Source organism: Labrys sp. (in: a-proteobacteria) (genome assembly GCF_047605565.1).
Classification (GTDB): domain Bacteria; phylum Pseudomonadota; class Alphaproteobacteria; order Rhizobiales; family Labraceae; genus Labrys; species Labrys neptuniae.
Map to the genome: position 1 here is coordinate 67,469 of NZ_JASGFM010000027.1, position 21,348 is coordinate 88,816.

Here is a 21,348-nt window from a genome sequence, read left to right on the forward strand (position 1 = left end):
CGGTCTACGCCGCCTCGGCGTGTCAGGCGGCCTGCCTGGACAAGGTGCCGCTGCTCGGCACGTGGATGTTCATATCGAGGCGATAAGTTTCAAAGCTGCGATTGAGGGCCGGCAGCATCGCCACCTCCATCACGCCGAGCGCGGGCTCCATCGCGATCATGGCGACAGTCGCCGAGAGGTTGGTGGAGCCTTCGCGATGCGGCGGGCGGCAGACAGCCCAGGGCGTCTCGAAATCGTCGAAGAGCGCCGCCTTGACATGGTCCATGGTGACGGCGCCGAGATGGGGCTCGATCAGCGCCCTCACCCTCAGGTCGCGATAGAGTGAGTCCGGCGTGTCGGCGATGCCGCGATCGACCAGCTTGGACAGAGCGACCGGGCTCTGGAAATGGTTGGCGTGCACGATGAGGCCCGCCTGCGGCAGCACCTGGAAGGTCTCGTCGGGAGCGCATTCGAAGTCGATGGCGATGCCGTTGGCCTGGGCCACGATCATGTTGTTGGCCGCCGATTTCGGCGTGGCGTAGACGGCATGCATGGCGAGGGCCAGGCGCTTCTGTTCGAGGACCTTGCGCCGGATCAGGGCCAGCGGGACGCCGAGCTGGCGATAATCGCGATCCGTTTCCAGATAATTGGCGGTGATGGAGATGCCGGCTGAATTGAAGCCGCTGCGCGCAAGCCCGCCCGCCTCGGTGAAGGTAAGAATGTCGGGACCGTCCTCGCTGCGGATCTTCAGGACGATAGCGGTCTCGGCGCATTCGGCCTTCCAATCCCAGTTCTGGGCATGGAGCAGGCGGCCCGAGGCGGTCGACTGCGGCAGGACGACGGCGCCGGTGCAGCCGTCTGCTTCGAGCGGCGCGACAATGCCGTTCTCGCGCATTTCGGCAAGCTTGAGAATTTCGGTGCGGGCATTCAGCAGCACGATGGCCGCGTAGGGCAGCCCTGCCCCCTCGGCGATGCCGCGCATTTCATCGATATAGGCCGGGGCGAAATCGCGGATGGTCGGCTCGAAGCGCGAGACCAGCCCCTCCACCTCGTGCCAGGGCAGCCTGGCCGCCTCCAGCTGGGCCGAATAATGCTCGATGCCGTGCCGGATGCGTGCGGCGGCCTGCTCGCCATATTGCCGGCCTCGCTCCCGCGGAGCACCGGCAACCTCGATCAGGGGAAGCGGCAGAACCCGCGGCTGATAGGACGCCGCGCCGTCAGCGTTTCGCGAACTCATTTTCCACCGTCTCCCACTTTGCATGTGCCTGTGATGAAGGCCGAGCCTTCATTGTCGCAGCGGGACCTGATACATCAGAACTGAACAGGTCCACGCATCATAAATTGTATTTTGTGATTACATGAAACAATCTGAGTTGGATGTCAAGGAGCCGTCGACCCGTCTGCGGCAGGATCTGCTCGATCGCATCGTGCGGCTGATCCACGACGAGGCGATGCAGCCGGGGGCGCGGTTGAACGAGAACCGCCTCGCCCAGGAGCTCGGTGTCTCCCGCACGCCGATCCGGGCCGCCCTCGACCAGCTCGCCGCAGGAGGCTTCGTGGGTCGCCGCCCCAACCGGGGCGTCGAGCTCATCGCCCTGCCGCCACCGCCCGCGCCGCCGCCCTCGCGCAGCACCGATGATGAATTGCTGGTGCGCATCGCCCACGACCATGAGCGACAGAGCCTGCCGCTCGACATTTCGGAAGCCGAGCTGATGAAGCGCTATGGCGTCAGCCGCCAGCGCGTGCGGGACGCCCTCGCCCGGCTTGAGGAACTCGATATCGTCGAGCGCAAGGCCGGCTATGGCTGGCATTTCGCCGATCTTCTGCAGGACGACGGCGCCAATCAGGAAAGTTATCGTTTCCGCATGCTGGTGGAGCCGGCCGCCATCCTCGAGCCCGGCTTCAAGCTGAGACCTGGATGGGCCGAAGACATGCGCGAACGCCATGCCGCCGCCCTCGCCGCTGCCCGGGCGGGCCAGTGGAGCGCTTCGGCCAGCATCGCCTTTTTCGAAACCAACGCCGCCTTCCACGAAGGCATCGGCGCCGCCTCCGGCAATCGCTACCTCGCCCATGCGGTCCGGCGCCAGTCGCGGTTGAGGCGCCTGTCGAACTATGACTGGACCTATGGCCGGGATCGCGTGGAAATTTCATGCCGCGAGCATATGGAGATACTCGACCGGCTGGAGGCCGCCGATTTCGAAGTCGCAGCCGCGCTGCTGCGCCGCCATCTCCTCAATGCCAGCGTAGTCTAGAAACATCCTGGGCATTTTGTGTCTTTCGTGATGATCAAAGTCACGAAATGCCCGTGGTCGCCCTGCGTTCCCCGACCGTGCTATGAGAAACGGTCCAGCCAATCCAGAGTGAACCATGCCCAATCCCGTCCGCATCATCGAACATCTGACGATCGCCATGCCCGACGGTGTCAAGCTGGCGGCGCGCCTGTGGCTGCCGGAAGGAGCGGAGACGAAGCCTGTTCCCGCCATCCTGGAATATATCCCCTATCGCAAGCGGGACGGCACGCGTTCGCGCGACGAAGCGATGCATGGCTGGTTCGCAGCGCATGGCTACGCCGCCATCCGGGTCGACATGCGTGGTTCGGGCGACAGCGAGGGCCTGCTCGACGACGAATATCTGCCGCTGGAGCAGGAGGATGCCTGCGCCGTGATCGCCTGGATCGCGCAGCAACCTTGGTGCGACGGCAAGGTCGGCATGATCGGCAAGAGCTGGGGTGGCTTCAACGCCCTGCAGGTCGCCGCCCACCGGCCACCGGCCCTGAAGGCGGTGATCAGCGTGTGTTCCACCGATGACCGCTATGCCGACGACGTGCATTTCATGGGCGGCGCCCTGCTGGCGGACAATCTGTGGTGGGGCTCGGCGATGATGGCCTGGCAGGCCCTGCCGCCCACACCCTCGCTCCATGGCGAAGGCTGGCGCGAAGCCTGGGAGCAGCGCCTCGACCACCTGCCCTTCTTTCCGGCGATCTGGGCCAGCGAACAGCACCGCAACGCCTATTGGCGCCAGGGCTCGGTGTGCGAGGACTGGTCCGCCATCGCGGTGCCGGTCTTCGCTGTCGGCGGCTGGGCGGACGCCTATTCCAACGCGATCCCGCGCCTGCTCGAGCACCTGCCCGGCCCGCGCCTCGGCCTGATCGGGTCCTGGGCCCATCACTACCCGCATCAGGGCATGCCCGGTCCTGCCATCGGTTTCCTGGAGGAGGCCCTGCGCTGGTGGGATCACTGGCTCAAGGGGCAGGACAACGGCATCATGTCCGAGCCGATGCTGCGGGCCTATATGCAGGAGCGCGGCACGTCGGACGAAGGCCGCAACGGCCGCTGGATCGGCGAAGCCTCCTGGCCCTCGCGCCTGATCACCCGGCGCCCGATGTTCCTGTCGCCCGGCCAGCTCTGGTGGCGGCCGGCCCCCGCCGCGGAGCTTGCCATCCGTTCGCCGCTCTGGTGCGGTGCCGGCGGCGGCGAATGGATGAGCTCGGGCCTGCCGGGCGAGGCGCCCGCCGACCAGCGCCTCGACGACGGCCTGTCCCTCGTCTTCGACTCCAAGGAGCTCGCCGACCGCACCGAAATCCTCGGCGCGCCCGAACTCGTGCTGGAAATCGCCTCCGACCAGCCGACGGCGCAGATCCATGTGCGGCTTTGCGATGTCGCGCCGGACGGCTCGTCCGAACGGGTCTCCTACGCCATCCTCAACCTCACCCACCGGGATGGCCATGCCGAGCCCAAGCCCCTTACCCCGGGTATCTTCGAGACCGTCAGGATCAGGCTCAATGACTGCGCCCATGCCTTTGTCGCCGGCAACCGCGTTCGCCTGTCGATCGCGACCTCGGCCTGGCCCATGGCCTGGCCGGCGCGCGACCAGGCGACGCTGACGGTCCGCACCGGGGAAGCCGCCCTGATCCTGCCGGTGCGCCGTCCGCGGCGCGAGGATGCCGCCCTCGCCTTCCCGCCCGTCAGCATGGCAGAAACCGGCCCGGTGCATGCGAGCCGCACGCCCCAGGCCGAGCGCAAGTTCAGCCTCGACCTCATCGAAGGCACCGCCCATCTGGTGGTCGACGGCGACGCCTTCGGTTCGGCGCCGATGCGGTTCGAGGAGATCGCTACCGATTTCGCCCACAAACTGCGCCGGGAATTCTCCATCCGCGACGGCGAGCCACACAGCGCCTGCCAGACGGTGACGCATCACTGCACGCTTACCTGCGACGGCATCGAGTTCCGCATCGAGGCCGAGGCCCGCATGATCGCCGATGACGAGAATTTCGAGATCAGCGCCCGGGTCCGCGCCCTGCAGGACTGGGTCGAGATCGCTGACCGCGGCTTCCACGAGGTGATCCCGCGCCGGCTGGTGTGAGGAGGCGGGCGTGGCGGTGCCTTCCAATTTCGCCAGGCTGACGGATCTGTCATCCCCGGCGAGGCCGAAGGCCGAGGGAAGGGGATCCAGGAGCCATAGATCGCGTTCAGAGCCCCTGGATCCCCTTCCCCTCGCTACGCTCGGCCGGGGATGACAGACCCTTTATCGCTTCACGCCGCCTGTTTCAGCAGGAAGGCATCGTGCCGGACGAGAAAGTCGCGCAGCCGATCGGGATAGTCGGGTTCGACCGCCGCGCGCACGCTGGGGCGGACCGAGAGCGCCTGGCGCCAAGCCTGGACTCGCGGCAGCGCCGCGAAAACGGCGGTATCGGCAAGCGTGTCGAACAGGTCGAAATAGCGGAAGATCGGCGCAAAGACGGCGTCGACCAGGCTGAAGGTGTCCCCGGCAAAATAGGGGCCGTTGCCGAGCACATCCTCCACGCGGGCGAACTTGTCCGCGATCCTGGCACGTGCGCGCTCGTAGCCCACCGCGTCGGTGGCCGTCTCCAGGCCCCAGAGATCGGCGAGGATGGAGGAGCCGAATTCCATCCATCCCCGATGCCGGGCGCGCTCCAGCGGATCGTCGGGATGCAGCTTCGGCCCCTCCACGCTCTCCTCGACGAATTCGCAGATGACGCTGCTCTCGAACAGCACGGCCTGAGGCGCCCCCGCCGGCTCCACCAGCAGCAACGGCACCTTGCCGAGCGGCGACAGGGCCGTGAACCAGTCCGGCTTGGCGGCAAGATCGATGAAGCGCCGCTGGAACGGCGCTCCCTTCTCCATCAGCGCGATCACTGCGCGCTGCACATAGGGGCAGAGCTGATGGCTGACGAGCGTCAGCCTGACGGGACGGAACTCGCTGCTCATGCCGCCACCCTCATGCCTTCTGCCTGCATGGCGGCCTGCACGGCCGGACGCGCGCCGACACGCGCCATGAAGGCACGGATCACCGGGAAGGGTGCAAGGTCCACCTTGGTGTAGGGCGACCAGCCGACGATGGTGAAGAGATAGGCGTCCGCAGCGGTGAAGGTCTCGCCCAGGAGAAATGGACCGCGCTCAGCCAGATGGCGCTCGACGGTGGCGAGGCGCTCGGCGATCTTGGTGCGGGCGACGTCCTGGGCCTGCGTGCCATATTCGGGATGGAACAGCCACGGGCTGTACATCTTGTGGAGTTCCGAGGCGATGAAGTTCAGCCAGGACTGCAGCCGGATACGCTCGACCGTGCCGGCGGCCGGGGCCAGACCGCTTTCGGGCTTGAGATCGGCGAGATATTGGCTGATCGCCGCGCCTTCGGTCAGGACCGAGCCATCATCGAGTTCGAGCGCGGGCACATAATGGTTGGGATTGACGCTGGTGTAATCCACCCCCCGTTCGGTGACATGCGGCGTCTTGCGCAGGTCGACGCGTTCGAGCTCGAGCCCGATGCCGGCCTCCTTCGCCACGATATGGGGAGAGAGCGAGCAGGTACCGGTGGCGTAATAGAGTTTCATGTTCCATTTCCCTTCAGTTTGACACGACCGCCCCGCCGGTATCCGGCAGGTCTGCGGTTTGTTCGACGCAAAGGTTAGGGCAATGCACGTACGCATGGCCAATTGGGATTGCACCAGTGGCGCTTGCGTGACTGCAAGCCGTCGCAATGCTATGAAGAAGCCATGGACGACTGGAACGAATTGCGTCTGGTGCTGGCAATCCAGCGCGCGGGCAGCCTCACGGCAGCGGCGAAGGCCCTGACGATCGATCACTCGACAGCCTTCCGGCGCCTCAACGCCCTGGAAGCACGTCTGGATCTGCGCCTGTTCGAGCGACTGCCCGGTGGCCTCTACCAGGCGACGGCCGCCGGCGAGCGCATGGCTGTCGCCGCCGAACGCATGGAGGACGAAGCGCTGGCGCTCGACCGCGACATCACCGGCCGCGACCATCGCCTCTCGGGCCGGCTGCGCGTCACGTCCTCCGAAACGCTTGCTTATAGCCGCCTGACACAGCACCTCGCCGCCTTCCGCAAGGTCCATCCGGGCATCGTGGTCGAGCTTGCCATCGACAACCGTGTGCTCAGCCTGTCGCGCCGCGAGGCGGACATCGCCTTCCGGCCGGTGCGACCGAGGGAAGGCGATCTATGGGGCAGGAAGCTCGCCGGCATGGCCTGGACCTTCTATGGTTCGCCCGCCATCGTTGCGACGAATGGCGGCCTGGCCATTGCCGCGGCCGATCTCGCCGGCCGGACCTTTGTCGGCTGGCAGGAAGGGACGGCAGGAATCCGTGCGGCCGATTGGCTGGCGCAACACCTGCCAACCGACGCCATTGCCTATCGCTCGAACAGCCTAGTCAACCAGGCCGTCGCTGCCAAGGCCGGGCTCGGTCTTGCTTTGCTGCCCTGCTATCTCGGTGACGGCGACCCCGGCCTCGCCCGTGCCCTTGCCGAACCAATGCCCGAACTAACGGGCGAATTGTGGATCGTCACCCATGGCGACCTCAAGAACACCGCCCGTATCCGCGCCTTCTTCGATCTGGTCGGCAACGGCCTCGCCGCGGAGAGGCGATTGTTCGAGGGGCATGGCGTCCCGGACGGGCAGGTACCGGTCAGGTCATGAAAAGATAAAAGCGCGTACGCAAACCTGTGCTGACCGAACCCGAAATGCAGCTCGTCCGATCTTGGGCCTCAAATGTCTTGCGCTAAAACGCGATCGGCATGGTCCTGTACCAGAAAATAATATATATTGGTATCGATTTGGAGATATGGACATGGCCCGCAATACCTCTGTCTCCCTAGGAGATCACTTCGCGGCCTTTATCGACGAACAGGTCGACACTGGGCGTTACGGGTCGGCGAGTGATGTCGTACGGGCAGGCCTTCGCCTGCTGGAAGAGCAGGAAGTGCGATTTCAGGCACTGCGCGATGCCCTGATCGCCGGCGAGGAGTCCGGGCCTCCCAAACCATTCGACGGTCAAGCCTTCCTCAAAAGGTTGCATGACAAGCATGCCGGAGAGAAGCAGCCGCTATCGTCTCACGCCACTCGCCGAAAGCGATCTTGAGGAAATCTGGCTTCTATACACTGCGAACATGGTCCCGCGAGCAAGCCGACAGCTATTTCCGTACACTCTTGGCAACCTTCGAAGGGCTCGCGGTCGGGACAAAACCGGCCGCCCGGTCGAGATCCGGGAAGGCTATCTCAAATATAATGTCGGCTCACACATCGTATTCTATCGCCGCGCGGGGCAAACCACCGACATTATCCGCATATTGCACCAGCGCATGGATATCGGCCGGCATCTCTAGAAGAATTCCGACATTCAACCCAGATCACTCATCCCATTCCGCTGCAAACGCAGGCGAAAGCAGGCACCAGGGCCCTCGTCGACATAATCGATGCTGGCACCGCTATTGGCGAGCAGGGAGCGGGCGATCGGCAGGCCGAGGCCGGTGCCGCCATTGGCGCGCTTGGTGGTGAAGAAAGGTTCGAACAGGCGGGTACGATCATGGGAGGGAATGCCCGGCCCATCATCGGCGACCCGAAGATCGAGATATCCATCTCCGGCCGTCTTGGCCGAAATCATCACCCTGGATGCCCCGGCCTGGCGACTGTTTTCGACCAGGGTGGTCAAAACCGCTTCCAGGACGTCGGCGGGGACACGCACGGTGGGTAGCCCGATATCGATGATGACCTCGACCTTGAAGTCGTCGTCGGAGCCGGCATCGGCGATGCGCCGCACGGGATCGGCCAGGGGCGTGGACACGGCCTCGCTCTCATCCGCCATGTCGGCACGGGCGAGCTCGAGCAACCGTGCCACCAGGCGCGACAAGCGCTCGGCGTCGTCCTCTGCATTGGCGATGAAGCGCCGGCGCTCCTCGGCGCTCATGGTGTCGCCATGTTCGTCGAGCAGCTCGAGCGCCCCGCGTATGCCGGTCAGCGGCGTCTTGAACTCGTGACTCATCGCGGCGGCGAAATCGCGCAGATAGCGCGAGCGCAGGTCGATGGCCACGGCCATGCGCCGGAAATTGTCGAAAAGCGCCCGGATCTCGATGGTAGCGGTTGCCGGCGTCGGGGGGACCTCGCTGCCGCCACGGCCGAGGTGGCGGCCGACCTCCGCACTCGCCAGCGTCAATTGTTCGATCGGCTTGGCGATGGCCCTGGACAGCAGGCCGGCCAGGCCGATGATCACGGCGAGGATGATGCCGAAACCAAGCGCAATCTTGCCGAGATCGTCATAAATCCCGCGGAACAGGGCGCGAGGCGAGCGGGACAGCAGGAGGACACCGACAGTGCGCTCCCCCAGCTTGATCGGCCGGGCATAATGCACGCGGATGGCCGAGGCACGGCTGAAGACCTCGAAGGCATAGCGCGGCACATAATCTCCGCGCCGCCGCAGGACCGATTGCGAGCGCCCCGCGATGGCCGACTGGACTTCCGGCAGGAAGGCATAGCTCTGGCCCTGAAGTGGCCCGTCGGAGAGCACCGTGCCCCTGGCGTCGAGGATCAGCGCACTCGCAAGCGTGGTGCGCCGGCTCTGCTCGATCAGCGGCGTGATTGCCTTGGCGGTGAGCAGCGCCTCCGCATCCGGCGCCTGCGACGCAGCGATGGGCTGGGGGCGCTGGGACAGGATCGGCATCGTGTTGAGATCGATCGTCAGCTGCTCCGGCGTGAAATAGGGCTCGGCTGACGGATCGTCCCGCCGATAGGAGTCGTTCGGATCGTTCTCCGTCGGGGGCGGTACCGGCAGCGGCTTTGGGCCGGGCCAGGCGAGATCGAAGGCTGCATCGTAGACCGCAGCCTGGGCGATCAGCTCCGCCTCGGTCTGGCGCACCAGGACGTTTTCGTAGACCCTGAGGAAGATGGCACCGATGCCCGGCATCAGGGCGGTGAACAGCAGCACCCCGATCAGGATCGAGCGCAGGCGCAGCGCCGGCCAGCGCGCCTTGATGGCGTCCTTCAGCCGGCTGAGCAGGATCACGCCGCCTTGCCCGCGCAGGCGCCGATGCGATAGCCGATGCCCGCCCGGGTCTCGATCACGTCCTCGGCCCCCACGACCGAGAATTTCTGGCGGATATGGCGAATATGGCTGTCGATGGTACGGTCGGTGATGGCAAAGCCCGGCCCGTGCAGGCGATCGATGATCTCGTCGCGGGAAAACACCTTGGACGGTGTCGCGGCCAGGATCTGCAGGAGCTGGAACTCCTTGGCCGTGAGACCGACCGGCTCCCCGGCCCATTGCGTCTGCCAGCCCTCGGGGTCGAGGTTGAGCAGGCCGCGCGCCAGCACCGATGCCGGTACGGCCTGGGCCGGCCTGGCGCCCACCCGCTTGAGGATGGCACCGACACGCGCCACCACTTCGCGCGGTGAAAAGGGTTTCACCACATAATCGTCAGCGCCCATTTCCAGGCCGAGCACCCGGTCGATCTCGTCATCCCGGGAAGACAGGAACAGCACCGGCAGTTCGCTCTGCGCCCGCAGCCGGCGGCAGACCTCGAGGCCATCCATGCGCGGCATGTTGATGTCGAGGATGGCAAGGTCCGGCTTGAGGGAGAGAGCCTTGGCCAGGCCCTCCTCCCCGTCACCGGCCTGGTGTGTGGTCATGCCGGCCTTGGCAAGGGCGAAGGCCAGCAATTCGCGGATATGCGGATCGTCATCGACGATGAGAATGGTGCGGGACATGAGCGATGAATGTCATTTCAAGGGGAAGGTGTCAAAGCGGGGTTCGGCGGCGCCGGATCGGGTAAGGGTCCCGCCTGCTGCAGCCGCCAGGCGCCGGCCAGCGTCCACCGGCGCCAGTCCACCTGCTGCGCCTCCAGCCTGGTCTGCACCACCTGCCTCAGTCCGCGCAGTTCGGCAAGATCGCGGCTCTGCGCCGTATCGGTTGCCATGCTGGCATCCTTGAGCGCCAGCAGCGTGCCCGTGCCGCCGAGGCTCCCCACATAAAATGTGTCTCTCCGCTCGAAGGTTTGCGGCGATCCCTGCCGTTCGAGATTCCAGCGGGCGATCACCCCCTCGAAATTGACGAAGCAGCAGACGCCGAGCACGCTGGCCAGGCACAAGGCGTTGGCATTGATTAGCCACACGCCATCGCGCCGGCGGGCGATACGCCATGAGATCAGCGCCAATCCCGTCAACACCAGGAAGAGGAAGATCAAGGCCGTGATACGCAGATAGGTCAGCGAATAGGCCTCGATATAGGCGACGATGCGCAGCATGGTGGAGGCCACCAGCAGCATGGTCTGGCCGATCCACAGATAGACCAGCAGGCGCACGCTCGCCTTGCCCGCCAATGGCGAGCCCGTACGCAGGCAGACCAGCACGAAGCCCGCCGCCAGGAAGGCCGCAAGAACCAGGGCTTGCGTGCCGCGATGGGCATATTGAGAAAAGGTCACGCCTTCGGGAAGCTTGGCGCCGCTCCACAGAAAGGCGATGTCCGAGGCATTCTGGAGGGCGAACACCAGGTTGAAGGCAGCAAGCGCGATCACCACCGGCGCCATCCCGGGCCAGGAAGGCAGGACCGGCAGCGGCGCGCGCGTGGAGGCACCGGCAAAGGGGCGCAGGCGCAGCGGCCTGAAGCTCGCCCATAGCGCAACCACGCTCGCCAGGACGAACAGACCATGCCAGAACAGGCCTGTACCTCCGCTCTGCAGGGCGAGCGCATCCCAAAAGGCAGCGAGACCAAGGCCGATCAGGGGATTGGCGTTGGAGAACAAGAGCAGGAAAAGAACCGAGCCGAGGCTGGCCACGAGCAGTCCCCCCGCGATCCCGCCAAGAGCGAAGCCTCCTCGCCACCGCATGATCCGAACCAGCCGGCCTGCATCGAGCAGGGCCGCCATCGGGCTGAGAACCCCATAAAGGGGCAGGCGCACGGCCCAGGCCAGCGCATTGCCGAACTCGCCATGGCGCGGCATCAACAGCGCCAGCGCCAATCCCGTCAGGAAGAGCAGGCCGGCCAGCAGGCTAGGCTCGACGATCAAGGCAAAACCCGCCAGGCTGGCGCCGATCACCGCGAAGCGACTGGCTCGGCTGCGGCGCATCAGGCTGTCGCAGGCCAGCAGCGCTCCAAGCCAGGCAAAAGCCAGGAAGCCGATGATGCTGCCCACCTGCGGCAGGGCTTGCCCGGCCGACAGGACGAAGTCGGCCAGGACGGCCAGCACCGTGATGGCCAGGACCTTGAGAACGAAGCTCGGTCGAAGGGGCGAGTGGTTGCGGGCCGGCAGGGTCTGGCCCGGCGAGACGGATGCGATCGGCATGGGTTCCTCCATGGCCTCCATCCTGCTGCGCCGGTGTTCAGCCGTCATACAGCATTCGTGGCGGCACGGTGGGCTCCTCGTGCAGAAATCGTGCAGGGACCCACTGCGCCCTTCCCGCGCTCACGCGGGCAAATGCTCCACCACGGCCTTGGCCACGGCAGCCAGGGCGGCATTGCGGCGGTCGGCCGCCGCAATCGTGCCGGTCAGATAGGCAGCAATGAGAAGGGGCGGACGACCGGGCGGCCAGGCAATGGCGACATCATTGGTCGAACCGCGCTCGCCGGTTCCTGTCTTGTCACCGAAGGCCCATCCTGCGGGCAACCCGACCCGCAGGCGGGTATCACCGGTTCGGCTGGCCTTCAGCCAGGCCGTGAGCTGGCTGCGCGAGGATGGCGACAGCGCCTCTCCGACCAGCAGGCGCTGGAGGTCCGCCAGCATGGCTGCGGGGCTGGTGGTATCGCGCAGATCACCCGGCAGCGATTCGTTGAGCTCCACCTCCCAGCGGTCGAGACGGCTGACCGGGTCACCGATCGAGCGCAGATAACGGGTCAATCCGGCCGGTCCATCGACGGCTTCCAGCAGGAGATTGCCGGCCAGGTTGTCGCTCACGGTGATCGCAGCCTCGCAGAGCTCCGCCAGGGTCAGATGGCCGCCGGCATGCCTGGCCGTTATCGGCGAATTGGGCAGCAGCCTCGCGGCCCCGATCGGGACCGGACGGGACAGTTGTTCATGCCCCTGGTCGACCCGAGCGAGCACCGCAGCGGCAACCAGCAGCTTGAAGGTGCTGCAGAGCGGGAAGAGCTCGTCCGGTCGATAAGCCAGCCTCATGCGCGATTTGAGATCGAGAGCGGCAACGCCCAGGCGTCCGCCCACCTCGCCTTCGATCCGCCTGATTGCCGCTGCGAAATCCGTCGAGGCTCGCGATTCGGCCACTGGAAACGCGACGCCGAATGGCAGCAAGAACAGGGCTGCACTTGCTCCAACCATGAAATTCCGTCTGGTCATACCAACTCCTTACACCGTTCGATGTCAGGGTGGCTGCGGTCTGAGCGGAGGGCAAACGATGATAAATCGCCTCAGACCTGAGAAAAATTTGGGGATCCATGATCCGTTCGCATCTGCCTCTCAATGCCCTGCGCGCCTTCGAGGCGGCGGCGCGTCATCTCAGCTTCACCGGCGCCGGGCTCGAATTGAGGGTGACCCAGACTGCCGTGAGCCACCAGGTGAAGAACCTGGAGGAGATCCTGGGCGTGCGCCTGTTCCGCCGCCTGCCGCGCGGCCTCGCCCTCACCGAGGAAGGCCAGGCGCTCGTCCCTGTCCTCAACGAAGCGTTCGGGCGCATCGGCGCCACGCTCGACCGCTTCGAGAAAGGCCATTTCCGCGACGTGGTGACGGTCGGCGTGGTCGGTACTTTCGCCGCCGGCTGGCTGCTGCCGCGCCTGCGGTCCTTTGGCGAGGCGCATCCTTTCATCGACCTGCGCATTCTGACCAACAACAACCGCATCAATCTGGCCGGCGACGGCCTCGACTATGCCATCCGCTTCGGTGACGGCTTGTGGCATGGCACCGAGGCGACGCTTCTGATGCCTGCCCCGCTCTCGCCCGTCTGTGCGCCGGCCACGGCCGAACGGTTGCGCCGGCCGGCGGATCTCGCCGGTGAAGTGCTTCTGCGATCCTATCGCGAGGATGAATGGCAATTGTGGTTCGCCGCAGTAGGATCCAGCGGCCCCGCCACCCATGCCGTCGTCTTCGATTCCTCGGTCACCATGGCCGAGGCCATCGCCCAAGGCATCGGCGTCGGCCTGTTGCCGACAGCGATGTTCTCGAGCGCCTTGGCCAGCGGCCGGCTGATACGCCCCTTCGAGACCGAGGTTCACGCCGGTTCATACTGGCTGACTCATCTCAAATCACGCCAGCCTTCGCCCGCGATGCTGGCGTTCCGAGCCTGGCTCCTGGCAGGCTGCCAGACGCAAACGACCTTGCCCGCGTGACTTCGAAAAAGCCCCCTCGCGCGCCCCTCCGCCTACGCCAGGGCATCGCGGATCGCCCGGACCGCAGCCAGGCTGGCGCGCGTCCGCGGTGCGTGCAGGAATTCCGGCCAGCTGGACAGCACCACGGCGGCAAACTCGCCGACGGGATCGATATAAATGAGCTGTCCGAACACACCCCGGGCCATATAGGCCCCGCGCTCGACATCCTCGATCCAGAACTGGTTGCGATAGGCGCCCCGAGGGAGAATGTCGCGATAGACGCCCTGGAAGAGATCGGGCCGCGCAGCGAAACGCGTGTCTTCCAGCCAGGAGGACGGAAGGAGGCGCCGGCCCCCGATCTCCCCACCGCCGAGATGCAGCAGGGCGAAACGGGCGTAGTCCCGCAAGGTGGCATTGAAACCACCGTCCGCCAGGCCATAGCCGGCGGAATCGACGGTGAAATAAGCATCTTCCTCGGCCCCCATCGGTGACCAGAGCTCTCGGCTCACCAATTCGGGGAGCAACAAGCCGGTGGCGCTCTGCAGCACGAAAGCCAGCACGTCGGTCTCGACGGAGCGGTAGTTGAAGATGGCGCCATGGACACTTTGGCTGGCCTGGAGTTGCAGGATCAGCTCGAAGACATGGGTCGGCCAGCTCGGATCCTTGCGGGCCTTCCAGCCACTGGCCACGTCCATCTTGGCGATATGCGAATCGAGCGCGGTATAGGTTTCGTCGAACACGACGCCGGTCGTCATGTCGAGCACTTGCTGCACGGTGGCGCCACGATAGGCGGTCGTCTCCAGCTCCGGCAGATAATAGGTGACCGGCGCGGCGGGATCGAGCACGCCGCGCCCGATCAGGATGCCGGCAACCGTACCCACCACCGATTTGGCGACCGATTGCGACAGATGCTGGCTGTGGCTCGTCATGCCGTTGAAATAGCGCTCCGCCACCACTCTGCCGCGATGCAGCACCAGAAATCCGTCGGCGTAATTCGCCTCGAAGAAGCTTCCGATCGTTGCCGGCTGGCCGTCGCTCTCAAAAGCGATCCCATCGATGTCCTGCAAGGCGACCGGCAGCGCCGTGGCCGGCCCCGGCCCACGCCAGACCTGCGCCGTCGGCACCAGTTCCCGCACATGCTGGAACGACCAGCGGTTCCACGGTGCCCGGTCCCAATCCTCGCGTGGGATGGAGGCGGCGCCGAGAACGGTCGGTTCCTGTGTCGATCCTTGGAGCTCCGGCGGGCTGTCATACATTCTCTGCGTCTTCCTTTCGGCTATCGAGGCAAATGAACGGAACGATCCGATCTATTCGATCAGCCGTCCTATTCGATGATCCTTGCCTCCTCGGGCAGCATGATAGGGAAACCATCCCGGATGGGATAGGCAAGCTTGGCGGCGCGCGAGATCAGCTCCTGTTTTTCCGCATCATATTCCAGCGTCGTCTTGGTGAGGGGGCACACCAGCAATTCCAGGAGCTTGGGATCGGTCAGCGGCGGTGGGCGATGCGGTGTCGGCGTGGGCATCGGCACTCATCCTCACTGCAACGGCGTATCGGAGCCGTCGCCGCTCTTGGCAAGTTCGATCTGCGTGATGGCGACCAGGATCTCGGCGCGCTCCCGCAGGCAGGAGGCCTCGAGCAGCGCCTGTTTCTCGCGCCGCCCGAACGGACTCATCATCGACAGCGCATTGACTAGCGCCTCGTTGGAGGCCTCGTGAATGTCGTTCCAGTCAACCTGGAAGCGATTGACGGCAAGATAGGCGCGCAGCGTATCGATCAGGCTCTTGCGGTCGACCTCCTCTTCACCGGCACGCGGGGTGAAATCGATGGCGAAGGGTTCGGCCGTGATACGGCATTGGCGGTAGGCCGTCGTGACGGTTTCCTCCGACAGGACCTTGAAACGCGAGATACCGGTGAGCTGGATGAGGTAGCGCCCATCGCCTGTCTCGGCGAATTGGGTGAGACGCCCGACGCAGCCGACCTGGAACAGGCGCGGCATCGTCTCGTTTTCCTCGTCCTCGGGCTGAATCATGCCGATCAGGCGCGGTCCCTTCAGCACGTCGTCGATCATGGCCAGGTAACGCGGCTCGAAGATGTTCAGCGGCAGTTGGCCACGCGGCAACAGCAGGGCGCCGGCCAGGGGAAAGACCGGAACGACAGGAGGCAGATCGGCCTCCGTCTTGAACAAGGGATGCATCGGCTGCCATTCCTCAAACGGGCCTGGAGGCTGTCATGGCCCAAGGACGGGGCATGACAGTTTCTCAAGGTCGCGACCGCGACCTCCGGGCGGCATCTTACGGCCTGCTGGCGGGCCGCGTCACTATTTATGAGAACAGGATCGACGACAGCCGGCGGCGACCATAGATGGTGTTTTCGTCCATCGGGCCCCAGGCCTCGAAGAACTGCACGAGCTGCTTGCGCGCGCCGTCCTCGTTCCATTTGCGGTCGCGCCGGGCGATGTCGAGCAGCTGGTCGACCGCCTCCTCGCGCCTATTGGCAGCGGCGAGAGCCAGGGCGTAGTCGAACTTGGCCTGGTAATCCTTTGGATCAGCCTCGACCTGGCGCGCCAGCCCTTGCAGATCACCGACATCGCTGGCCTGTTCGGCCAGTTCCAGTGCGGCCCGGGCGCTGGCGATGAGGGGATCATTCTCCTTGCCCTTTGGCGTAAGCGAAAGCGTGGCCTTGGCCTGATCGAGCTCTCCGGCGGCAAGCGCACAGCGCGCAAGGCCGGCGATCGCCTTCAGGTTCTCGGCGTCCTGCTCGAAAATCTGCGCGAAGAGCTGAGCCGCTGCCGCTCCATCGCCTTCGTTGAGCAAGGCTTCGGCCTCGGCCAGCAAGGCCTCCGTGTCCGGATCGCCGCCGGGACCGGCGATCCTGGTGATGAATTCCTTGATCTGGCTTTCGGGAATGGCCCCCATGAAGCCGTCGACAGGCTGACCCTTGGAGAAGGCGAAGACGGCGGGAATCGATTGAACCCCCAATTGCCCGGCGATCTGCGGATGCTTGTCGATATCCATCTTCACCAGCTTGACCTTGCCCTTGGCTGCAAGCACGGCCTTCTCCAGGATCAGCCCCAATTGCTTGCAAGGGCCACACCATTCGGCCCAGAAATCGACCAGCACCGGCTGCTTCATCGATTCCTGAATCACGTCGGCCATGAAGGTCTGGGTGGTGGTATCCTTGATCAGACCGTTGGTTCCGGCAGCGTCGTTGCTCATCATTCCTACCCGCTTGGAAAGCTTCGTCCGCGGTTAGATGGGGGCAAAACGCCTCGAAGGCAACCGTCAGATGCCATTGCCGTACGAAACAATAAATTTCATCTTGCTTGTTGCGAGAATGGAACAAATGAAACTTGGTACCTATTTTTCGCCAATAACCCCCAAAAGGGGTAACGGCGGTAGTCAACCACCAGCAAAACGGCCCCGCAACATATTGAAGAGCGCCACAGGCTGCCGCGTATAGAAAGAAAAGATTGTTGCCTATACACGGACGACTACCGGGATATTTTTGAAGATTAAAGTTTTTTAATCGTATTCGGAAACTTCACTCAAATCACGGCGAATTCACGCCACCCTTAATATAACCTGCATACACGAACCGGGAAGGCTGAAAATCGCCTTTTGCCTCAATATGATACCTTTTGGTGTTGACGATGGGGAAGGTCCCTTTCGGATTAATCCCAAAAGACTTTCGCGAATAGTCGTTTCTGTGAGATAAATGGCACATCGCGATAATCAATATTCTGGCATCCTATTATTCGTGAATCGTTTTACTTTTCGAGCCCCACGGCAAAGAATTTCGTGGCGGCCGATGAAGGTGGCTGCGTGCGACAACCGACCGTGCAGGTTGGCAACGCAGAACAGCCACACAAGTGTAATGGCTAACACCCTAACGACGTATTAGGGTGAAGGCCCAACCCACAAGAAGACTTGTAGAGGAAGTAACGCCAGAACTTTCAAGAGGCCAAATCATGAGTCACCACGTCACCTGCAATGACATGCTGGATTGCCATGATCATAGACAAACGGAGCCAGGCGCGTTGCCTGTTGTGGACCGCAAAGTCGTCTTGCTGATCGAGAGCCGTCCCCTGCTGGGCGAGATCTTTTCCCATGCCCTCAAGGAGGCGGCCGACGATATCGATGTCCGCATCATGGGCGCTCCCGGAGAAGGCGGCACACAAGCCTCGCTCGCCATACTGAGCCTGGTACAGCGCAGCACGGACCCGCTCTTCATCGCCTTCGTCATTCAGCAATTGCAAAACCGTATCGGCAAGCTGCCCCTGCTGGTGGTTACCGACAACAGCGATCCTGCAATCGGACGATTGATGGACGAGGCCGGCGTTCATAGCTGGATCACAGCTTCGATGGGCTTCAATGCCATGGTGAGTGCGATCCGGCAGGGCCTGTCGCTGCCACCACGTGAGGAAGCAGCTTCTCAGCCTATTTCCTATGCGAGCGCGCCTCCCCTGTTTACGGAACCGTCCTCGAGCGCGCCCAAACCGCGGCCCGAACGTCAATTGCGTTCCGACATCCATCTCAGCCTGACCGACCGCGAGATGGACGTCCTCAGCCTGCTCCAGAAGGGCAAGCAGAACAAGATCATCGCGCATGCCCTCAACATTTCCGAGAGCACCGCAAAAGTTCATATCCGCAACATCATGCGCAAATTCCATCTGCGCAACCGGACCGAAGTCGCCCTGATGTGCGGCAGCCAGATGCGCGCACCCGGCACCACCATGATGATCGGGCCCGATTGCGAAGACAGCCAAATGGCCGTTCCTGCCATCGCCTACTGACGACGGCCACAAAAGACGTCCGATGGACCGAGCTGGGTGTGTTGGGGAACTCTGATCCAGCCGTTCCACGCCTTGAAAATTTCCTCTCGAACAATCCGGGGCTTTTGAGCTGCATGGCGCGCATTTGCGTCGCTGCGCGGCAATATTTGGCATGCCCAAATCAATTTTTAGTATATCGCCCTTGATTTAATACCCCTTTGTACTAATTCCAATAGACAAGTTTCTCTACACTGAAAAATCAATAAGCTTAAAACTGTAATCACCGCGGGCTTAAAGCAAATGCTTCTGCTGATTACAGCCTTAAGCACCTCACAAGACAGACTGAGTGGAGAGACCATTATGAAATCGCTTCTCATCGCATCCGCCCTGATCCTGAGCGTTTCCAGCGCCGCGATGGCCTTCAGCGTCGGCAGTGGCAATGGCAACGGCAACGGCAATGTCGGCTTCGGCAACGGCAACGGCAACGGCAACGCCAATACCGGCGCCTTCAACGGCAACGGCAACGGCAACGGCAACTGGGGCGCCCTCAACGGCAACCTGAACGGCAACGGGAATGCCGGCGCCGTCAACGGAAACGGCAACGGCAACGGCAACGCCGGCATCGGAAACGGCAATGCCAACGGCAACGGCAACGTCGGCCTCGGCAACGGCAATGCCAACGGCAACCACAACTTCGGCTTCGGCAACGGCAACGTGAACGGCAATGCCAACTACGGCATCGGCAACGGCAACGTGAACGGCAACCACAACTGGGGCGCCTTCAGCGGCAACGGCAACGGCAACGCCAACCAGTAAGCTTTGCTTGCTCTCAGGGAGCTGGCCCGGCTTTCCTCCCAGCCACTGGTCAGCTCCCGCCTCCCCTGGCGTTCAGCGTTCGCTGCTCGAGCTCTGAAATCTGGATGCGGCACTCCTCCTCCCTCCCTGCTCCGGCGTAGCGTCCTGCGGACGGCCGACGGAAGAGGATCCCGCATCCAGGCCTTTCCGGCCCGGCATCAGGCGGCTCGATCCGACGGACGAACCGCTTCGAACGCTCCGTGCAGGTCCAGTCAGATTGCATCATGGACGGGCCGCGGCAGCGACAGACCGCACCGCCCGATCATTGAACACGCCTCCCGGCCTCCGGGGCCAGGCTGTTTTTCGAGTCGCAAGAAAGGACAGTATCATGCGCACCCTCCTCACGCGGCTGCTGCTGAGTGCGGCACTGGTCTGCACCCCGGTCCTCAGCGCCTATGCGGGATTCGGCAATGGCAACGGCAATGGCAATGGCAACAGCGGAACCGGCAATGGTAACGGCAACGGCAACGGCAATTCCGGTACCAACAACGGCAACGGCAACGGCAACAACAACACCGGAACCGGCAACGGCAACATGAACGGCAACGGCAATACCGGGACCGGCAACGGCAATATGAACGGCAACGGCAACACCGGTATCGGCAACGGCAACATGAACGGCAACGGCAACACCGGAACCGACAATGGCAACTATAACGGCAACGGCAACACCGGTATCGGCAACGGCAACCTGAATGGTAACTTCAATACCGGCACGTTGAACGGCAATTACAACGGCAATTTCAACACCGGCGTCGGCAACGGCAACATGAACGGCAACGGCAATTACGGCATGGGTGATCCCAATGACCTGGATCCGCCCGCCGGCGTGAAGGTCACTGCAACCAGCGCGTCGCCCAGAAATCAGGCCCTGCCCTCAAGCTGCAATATCCAGAACCTGGGTTGCACCTCGCGGTAAGCCGAAGGACGTGAGACGGCGCGCCTTCCTCGGCCTGAAGGCACGCCGGACGATCGCCCGAGGCACGTGATCCCGGCAAAGCCCCATCTTTAGTCCCCCGGCGCCCATCGCCGCGGGACGGGGTCGATCGCATGTCCACGCGCTCCCAGTTTTTCCGGAAATCCGACGACCACAATGGGAAGGCAATGCCTTTCCCGAACCCAGTCCAGGAAAGGTAGAACCATGAGAATCACCGTGTTCCATGCGGCCCTCTACGCCGCCCTCGCATGCACCTCGATCTCCACGGCCTATGCCGGCTTCGGTAACGGCAACGGCAATGGCAACGGCAATGTCGGCGTCGGCAATGGCAACGGCAACGGCAACATGAATTCCGGCATCGGCAACGGCAACGGCAACGGCAACGGCAACTGGGGCGGCTTCAGCGGCAATAGGAACGGCAACGCCAATAGCGGCCTCGCCAACGGCAACGGCAATGGCAACGGCAATTACGGGCTCGGCAACGGCAACTACAACGGCAATGCCAATACCGGCACCTTGAACGGCAACGCCAACGGCAACGGCGCGCCGGACGCCAACGGCAATATTGGCTACGGCAATGGCGGCACCGGCAATATCGGCGCCTATAACGGCCGCGGCAACTCCAGTTCCACCAGCGGCAACAACAATATCGGCGCGCTGAACGGCAACAACAATGGTGGCATGTTCAACGGCAACGGAAACGTCGGTTCGTTCAACGGCAACGGAAACGGCAACCCATAGGAGGCTGCCGAGGCAGCTTCGGCCGGATCGACTGCTGGGTCGGTCCGGCCTTTATGGTTTATACTGAACCACGCCGTCCCTGATCACAGGAATGCAACCATGATCGCAGACCTCGATATCGGCTGTTGGCAGACTCCCCCTACCCCCCAGGTTCCGGCGCTTTCCCGCTGCCATGTCCCAGGCCCGCAGCACGGGGCATCTCAAATCCGGATACTGCGGAGAGATGATGTTATCCTTGTTCAATACAGCGTTGGGCGAGGAAACAACAACGGCAACGGCAATACCGGCAACTTTAATGGAAATTTCAATCAAGGAAACAATAACGGCAATTTCAATTCTGGTAACGGAAACGGAAACTGCTTCACAAGTGACAATAACGAAAACCACAACGAGGCAACGTATAGCTGGGACTACAAGCGTCTCATGAAAGAACTTCAACGCTGCGGCATTACTCCCCGTCAGATTCCTTAGCGATAAAATATTGTATTCATTGCGAAAATCACATTTGT

22 protein-coding genes are annotated in these 21,348 nt (G+C 63.4%); 11 read left to right on the plus strand and 11 right to left on the minus strand.

Going from position 1 to position 21,348, the window contains the following annotated elements; translation table 11 throughout:
* Positions 1–22: 22 nt before the first annotated feature.
* Complete coding sequence (locus QM672_RS21845; RefSeq protein WP_415085085.1) at positions 23–1,216, minus strand: C45 family autoproteolytic acyltransferase/hydolase; 1,194 nt, start codon at positions 1,214–1,216, stop codon at positions 23–25.
* 121 nt (positions 1,217–1,337) lie between these two features.
* Between QM672_RS21845 and QM672_RS21850 the strand changes: the two genes are divergently transcribed.
* Both QM672_RS21850 and QM672_RS21855 read left to right on the plus strand, forming a co-directional pair.
* Positions 1,338–2,231 carry a GntR family transcriptional regulator gene (locus QM672_RS21850; protein ID WP_415085087.1) on the plus strand — a complete coding sequence of 298 codons (894 nt, stop codon included), beginning with the start codon at positions 1,338–1,340 and terminating at the stop codon, positions 2,229–2,231.
* A gap of 115 nt (positions 2,232–2,346) precedes the next feature.
* Positions 2,347–4,341 carry a CocE/NonD family hydrolase gene (locus QM672_RS21855; protein WP_415085089.1) on the plus strand — a complete coding sequence of 665 codons (1,995 nt, stop codon included), beginning with the start codon at positions 2,347–2,349 and terminating at the stop codon, positions 4,339–4,341.
* Between the two features lie 170 nt (positions 4,342–4,511).
* On the opposite strand, the gene QM672_RS21860 is transcribed toward QM672_RS21855, so the two are convergent.
* Positions 4,512–5,207 (minus strand): glutathione S-transferase family protein, encoded by a 696-nt coding sequence (locus tag QM672_RS21860; protein WP_415085091.1) that lies wholly within the window; start codon positions 5,205–5,207, stop codon positions 4,512–4,514.
* Positions 5,204–5,830 carry a glutathione transferase GstA gene (gstA, locus tag QM672_RS21865; protein WP_415085093.1) on the minus strand — a complete coding sequence of 209 codons (627 nt, stop codon included), beginning with the start codon at positions 5,828–5,830 and terminating at the stop codon, positions 5,204–5,206. The genes QM672_RS21860 and gstA overlap by 4 nt, the downstream gene beginning before the upstream one ends.
* 162 nt (positions 5,831–5,992) lie before the next feature.
* On the opposite strand from gstA, the gene QM672_RS21870 reads away from it, so the two are divergent.
* From QM672_RS21870 to QM672_RS21880, 3 genes are all read left to right on the plus strand, one after another.
* A complete protein-coding gene (locus QM672_RS21870; RefSeq protein ID WP_415085095.1) occupies positions 5,993–6,928 on the plus strand; it encodes a LysR family transcriptional regulator in 936 nt (311 codons plus the stop codon).
* A 151-nt stretch (positions 6,929–7,079) separates the two neighbouring features.
* On the plus strand, positions 7,080–7,370 hold the full coding sequence (locus QM672_RS21875; RefSeq protein ID WP_415085097.1) for a type II toxin-antitoxin system ParD family antitoxin: 291 nt from the start codon (positions 7,080–7,082) through the stop codon (positions 7,368–7,370).
* Positions 7,315–7,614 carry a type II toxin-antitoxin system RelE/ParE family toxin gene (locus QM672_RS21880; protein WP_415085099.1) on the plus strand — a complete coding sequence of 100 codons (300 nt, stop codon included), beginning with the start codon at positions 7,315–7,317 and terminating at the stop codon, positions 7,612–7,614. The genes QM672_RS21875 and QM672_RS21880 overlap by 56 nt, the downstream gene beginning before the upstream one ends.
* 14 nt (positions 7,615–7,628) lie before the next feature.
* On the opposite strand, the gene QM672_RS21885 is transcribed toward QM672_RS21880, so the two are convergent.
* The 4 genes from QM672_RS21885 to bla all read right to left on the minus strand — a co-directional run bounded on the left by QM672_RS21885 (position 7,629) and on the right by bla (position 12,567).
* Positions 7,629–9,287: a sensor histidine kinase gene (locus tag QM672_RS21885; RefSeq protein ID WP_415085101.1), complete on the minus strand. Its 1,659-nt coding sequence runs from the start codon at positions 9,285–9,287 to the stop codon at positions 7,629–7,631.
* Complete coding sequence (locus tag QM672_RS21890) at positions 9,284–9,988, minus strand: response regulator transcription factor (RefSeq protein WP_311932864.1); 705 nt, start codon at positions 9,986–9,988, stop codon at positions 9,284–9,286. Before QM672_RS21890 ends, QM672_RS21885 begins: the two co-directional genes overlap by 4 nt.
* A 17-nt stretch (positions 9,989–10,005) precedes the next feature.
* A complete protein-coding gene (locus tag QM672_RS21895) occupies positions 10,006–11,562 on the minus strand; it encodes a DUF4153 domain-containing protein (protein WP_415085103.1) in 1,557 nt (518 codons plus the stop codon).
* 120 nt (positions 11,563–11,682) lie between these two features.
* Positions 11,683–12,567, minus strand: coding sequence for a class A beta-lactamase (bla, locus tag QM672_RS21900; protein ID WP_415085105.1), 885 nt, complete (start codon positions 12,565–12,567; stop codon positions 11,683–11,685).
* A gap of 98 nt (positions 12,568–12,665) precedes the next feature.
* On the opposite strand from bla, the gene QM672_RS21905 reads away from it, so the two are divergent.
* Positions 12,666–13,553, plus strand: a complete 888-nt coding sequence (locus tag QM672_RS21905) for a LysR family transcriptional regulator (protein WP_415085107.1) — start codon at positions 12,666–12,668, stop codon at positions 13,551–13,553.
* Positions 13,554–13,585: 32 nt separating this feature from the next.
* Here the strand turns inward: QM672_RS21905 and QM672_RS21910 are convergent, their stop codons facing one another.
* The 4 genes from QM672_RS21910 to QM672_RS21925 form a co-directional block, all read right to left on the minus strand.
* Positions 13,586–14,788, minus strand: a complete 1,203-nt coding sequence (locus QM672_RS21910; protein ID WP_394314548.1) for a serine hydrolase domain-containing protein — start codon at positions 14,786–14,788, stop codon at positions 13,586–13,588.
* Positions 14,789–14,856: 68 nt separating this feature from the next.
* Complete coding sequence (locus QM672_RS21915; RefSeq protein ID WP_311932869.1) at positions 14,857–15,057, minus strand: Trm112 family protein; 201 nt, start codon at positions 15,055–15,057, stop codon at positions 14,857–14,859.
* Between the two features lie 12 nt (positions 15,058–15,069).
* Positions 15,070–15,729, minus strand: a complete 660-nt coding sequence (locus tag QM672_RS21920; RefSeq protein WP_311932870.1) for an LON peptidase substrate-binding domain-containing protein — start codon at positions 15,727–15,729, stop codon at positions 15,070–15,072.
* 127 nt (positions 15,730–15,856) lie between these two features.
* A complete protein-coding gene (locus QM672_RS21925) occupies positions 15,857–16,753 on the minus strand; it encodes a tetratricopeptide repeat protein (RefSeq protein ID WP_415085110.1) in 897 nt (298 codons plus the stop codon).
* A 683-nt stretch (positions 16,754–17,436) separates the two neighbouring features.
* Between QM672_RS21925 and QM672_RS21930 the strand changes: the two genes are divergently transcribed.
* From QM672_RS21930 to QM672_RS21950, 5 genes are all read left to right on the plus strand, one after another.
* Positions 17,437–18,327, plus strand: a complete 891-nt coding sequence (locus QM672_RS21930; RefSeq protein ID WP_415085112.1) for a LuxR C-terminal-related transcriptional regulator — start codon at positions 17,437–17,439, stop codon at positions 18,325–18,327.
* Positions 18,328–18,606: 279 nt separating this feature from the next.
* Positions 18,607–19,122, plus strand: a complete 516-nt coding sequence (locus QM672_RS21935) for a hypothetical protein (RefSeq protein ID WP_311932872.1) — start codon at positions 18,607–18,609, stop codon at positions 19,120–19,122.
* 367 nt (positions 19,123–19,489) lie between these two features.
* A complete protein-coding gene (locus QM672_RS21940; protein WP_415085114.1) occupies positions 19,490–20,080 on the plus strand; it encodes a hypothetical protein in 591 nt (196 codons plus the stop codon).
* Between the two features lie 222 nt (positions 20,081–20,302).
* Positions 20,303–20,839 carry a hypothetical protein gene (locus QM672_RS21945; protein WP_311932874.1) on the plus strand — a complete coding sequence of 179 codons (537 nt, stop codon included), beginning with the start codon at positions 20,303–20,305 and terminating at the stop codon, positions 20,837–20,839.
* 99 nt (positions 20,840–20,938) lie between these two features.
* Positions 20,939–21,310, plus strand: a complete 372-nt coding sequence (locus tag QM672_RS21950; RefSeq protein WP_415085116.1) for a hypothetical protein — start codon at positions 20,939–20,941, stop codon at positions 21,308–21,310.
* Positions 21,311–21,348 lie beyond the last annotated feature (38 nt).

What these genes read in the sequence shown, in the direction of transcription:
- QM672_RS21845 (WP_415085085.1), bottom strand. Translation starts at nt 1,216, where the DNA reads ATGAGTTCGCGAAACGCTGACGGCGCGGCGTCCTATCAGCCGCGGGTT.
- QM672_RS21850 (WP_415085087.1), top strand. Translation starts at nt 1,338, where the DNA reads ATGAAACAATCTGAGTTGGATGTCAAGGAGCCGTCGACCCGTCTGCGG.
- QM672_RS21855 (WP_415085089.1), top strand. Translation starts at nt 2,347, where the DNA reads ATGCCCAATCCCGTCCGCATCATCGAACATCTGACGATCGCCATGCCC.
- QM672_RS21860 (WP_415085091.1), bottom strand. Translation starts at nt 5,207, where the DNA reads ATGAGCAGCGAGTTCCGTCCCGTCAGGCTGACGCTCGTCAGCCATCAG.
- gstA (WP_415085093.1), bottom strand. Translation starts at nt 5,830, where the DNA reads ATGAAACTCTATTACGCCACCGGTACCTGCTCGCTCTCTCCCCATATC.
- QM672_RS21870 (WP_415085095.1), top strand. Translation starts at nt 5,993, where the DNA reads ATGGACGACTGGAACGAATTGCGTCTGGTGCTGGCAATCCAGCGCGCG.
- QM672_RS21875 (WP_415085097.1), top strand. Translation starts at nt 7,080, where the DNA reads ATGGCCCGCAATACCTCTGTCTCCCTAGGAGATCACTTCGCGGCCTTT.
- QM672_RS21880 (WP_415085099.1), top strand. Translation starts at nt 7,315, where the DNA reads ATGCCGGAGAGAAGCAGCCGCTATCGTCTCACGCCACTCGCCGAAAGC.
- QM672_RS21890 (WP_311932864.1), bottom strand. Translation starts at nt 9,988, where the DNA reads ATGTCCCGCACCATTCTCATCGTCGATGACGATCCGCATATCCGCGAA.
- QM672_RS21895 (WP_415085103.1), bottom strand. Translation starts at nt 11,562, where the DNA reads ATGCCGATCGCATCCGTCTCGCCGGGCCAGACCCTGCCGGCCCGCAAC.
- bla (WP_415085105.1), bottom strand. Translation starts at nt 12,567, where the DNA reads ATGACCAGACGGAATTTCATGGTTGGAGCAAGTGCAGCCCTGTTCTTG.
- QM672_RS21905 (WP_415085107.1), top strand. Translation starts at nt 12,666, where the DNA reads ATGATCCGTTCGCATCTGCCTCTCAATGCCCTGCGCGCCTTCGAGGCG.
- QM672_RS21910 (WP_394314548.1), bottom strand. Translation starts at nt 14,788, where the DNA reads ATGTATGACAGCCCGCCGGAGCTCCAAGGATCGACACAGGAACCGACC.
- QM672_RS21915 (WP_311932869.1), bottom strand. Translation starts at nt 15,057, where the DNA reads ATGCCCACGCCGACACCGCATCGCCCACCGCCGCTGACCGATCCCAAG.
- QM672_RS21920 (WP_311932870.1), bottom strand. Translation starts at nt 15,729, where the DNA reads ATGCATCCCTTGTTCAAGACGGAGGCCGATCTGCCTCCTGTCGTTCCG.
- QM672_RS21925 (WP_415085110.1), bottom strand. Translation starts at nt 16,753, where the DNA reads ATGATGAGCAACGACGCTGCCGGAACCAACGGTCTGATCAAGGATACC.
- QM672_RS21935 (WP_311932872.1), top strand. Translation starts at nt 18,607, where the DNA reads ATGCTTCTGCTGATTACAGCCTTAAGCACCTCACAAGACAGACTGAGT.
- QM672_RS21940 (WP_415085114.1), top strand. Translation starts at nt 19,490, where the DNA reads ATGCGCACCCTCCTCACGCGGCTGCTGCTGAGTGCGGCACTGGTCTGC.
- QM672_RS21945 (WP_311932874.1), top strand. Translation starts at nt 20,303, where the DNA reads ATGAGAATCACCGTGTTCCATGCGGCCCTCTACGCCGCCCTCGCATGC.
- QM672_RS21950 (WP_415085116.1), top strand. Translation starts at nt 20,939, where the DNA reads ATGATCGCAGACCTCGATATCGGCTGTTGGCAGACTCCCCCTACCCCC.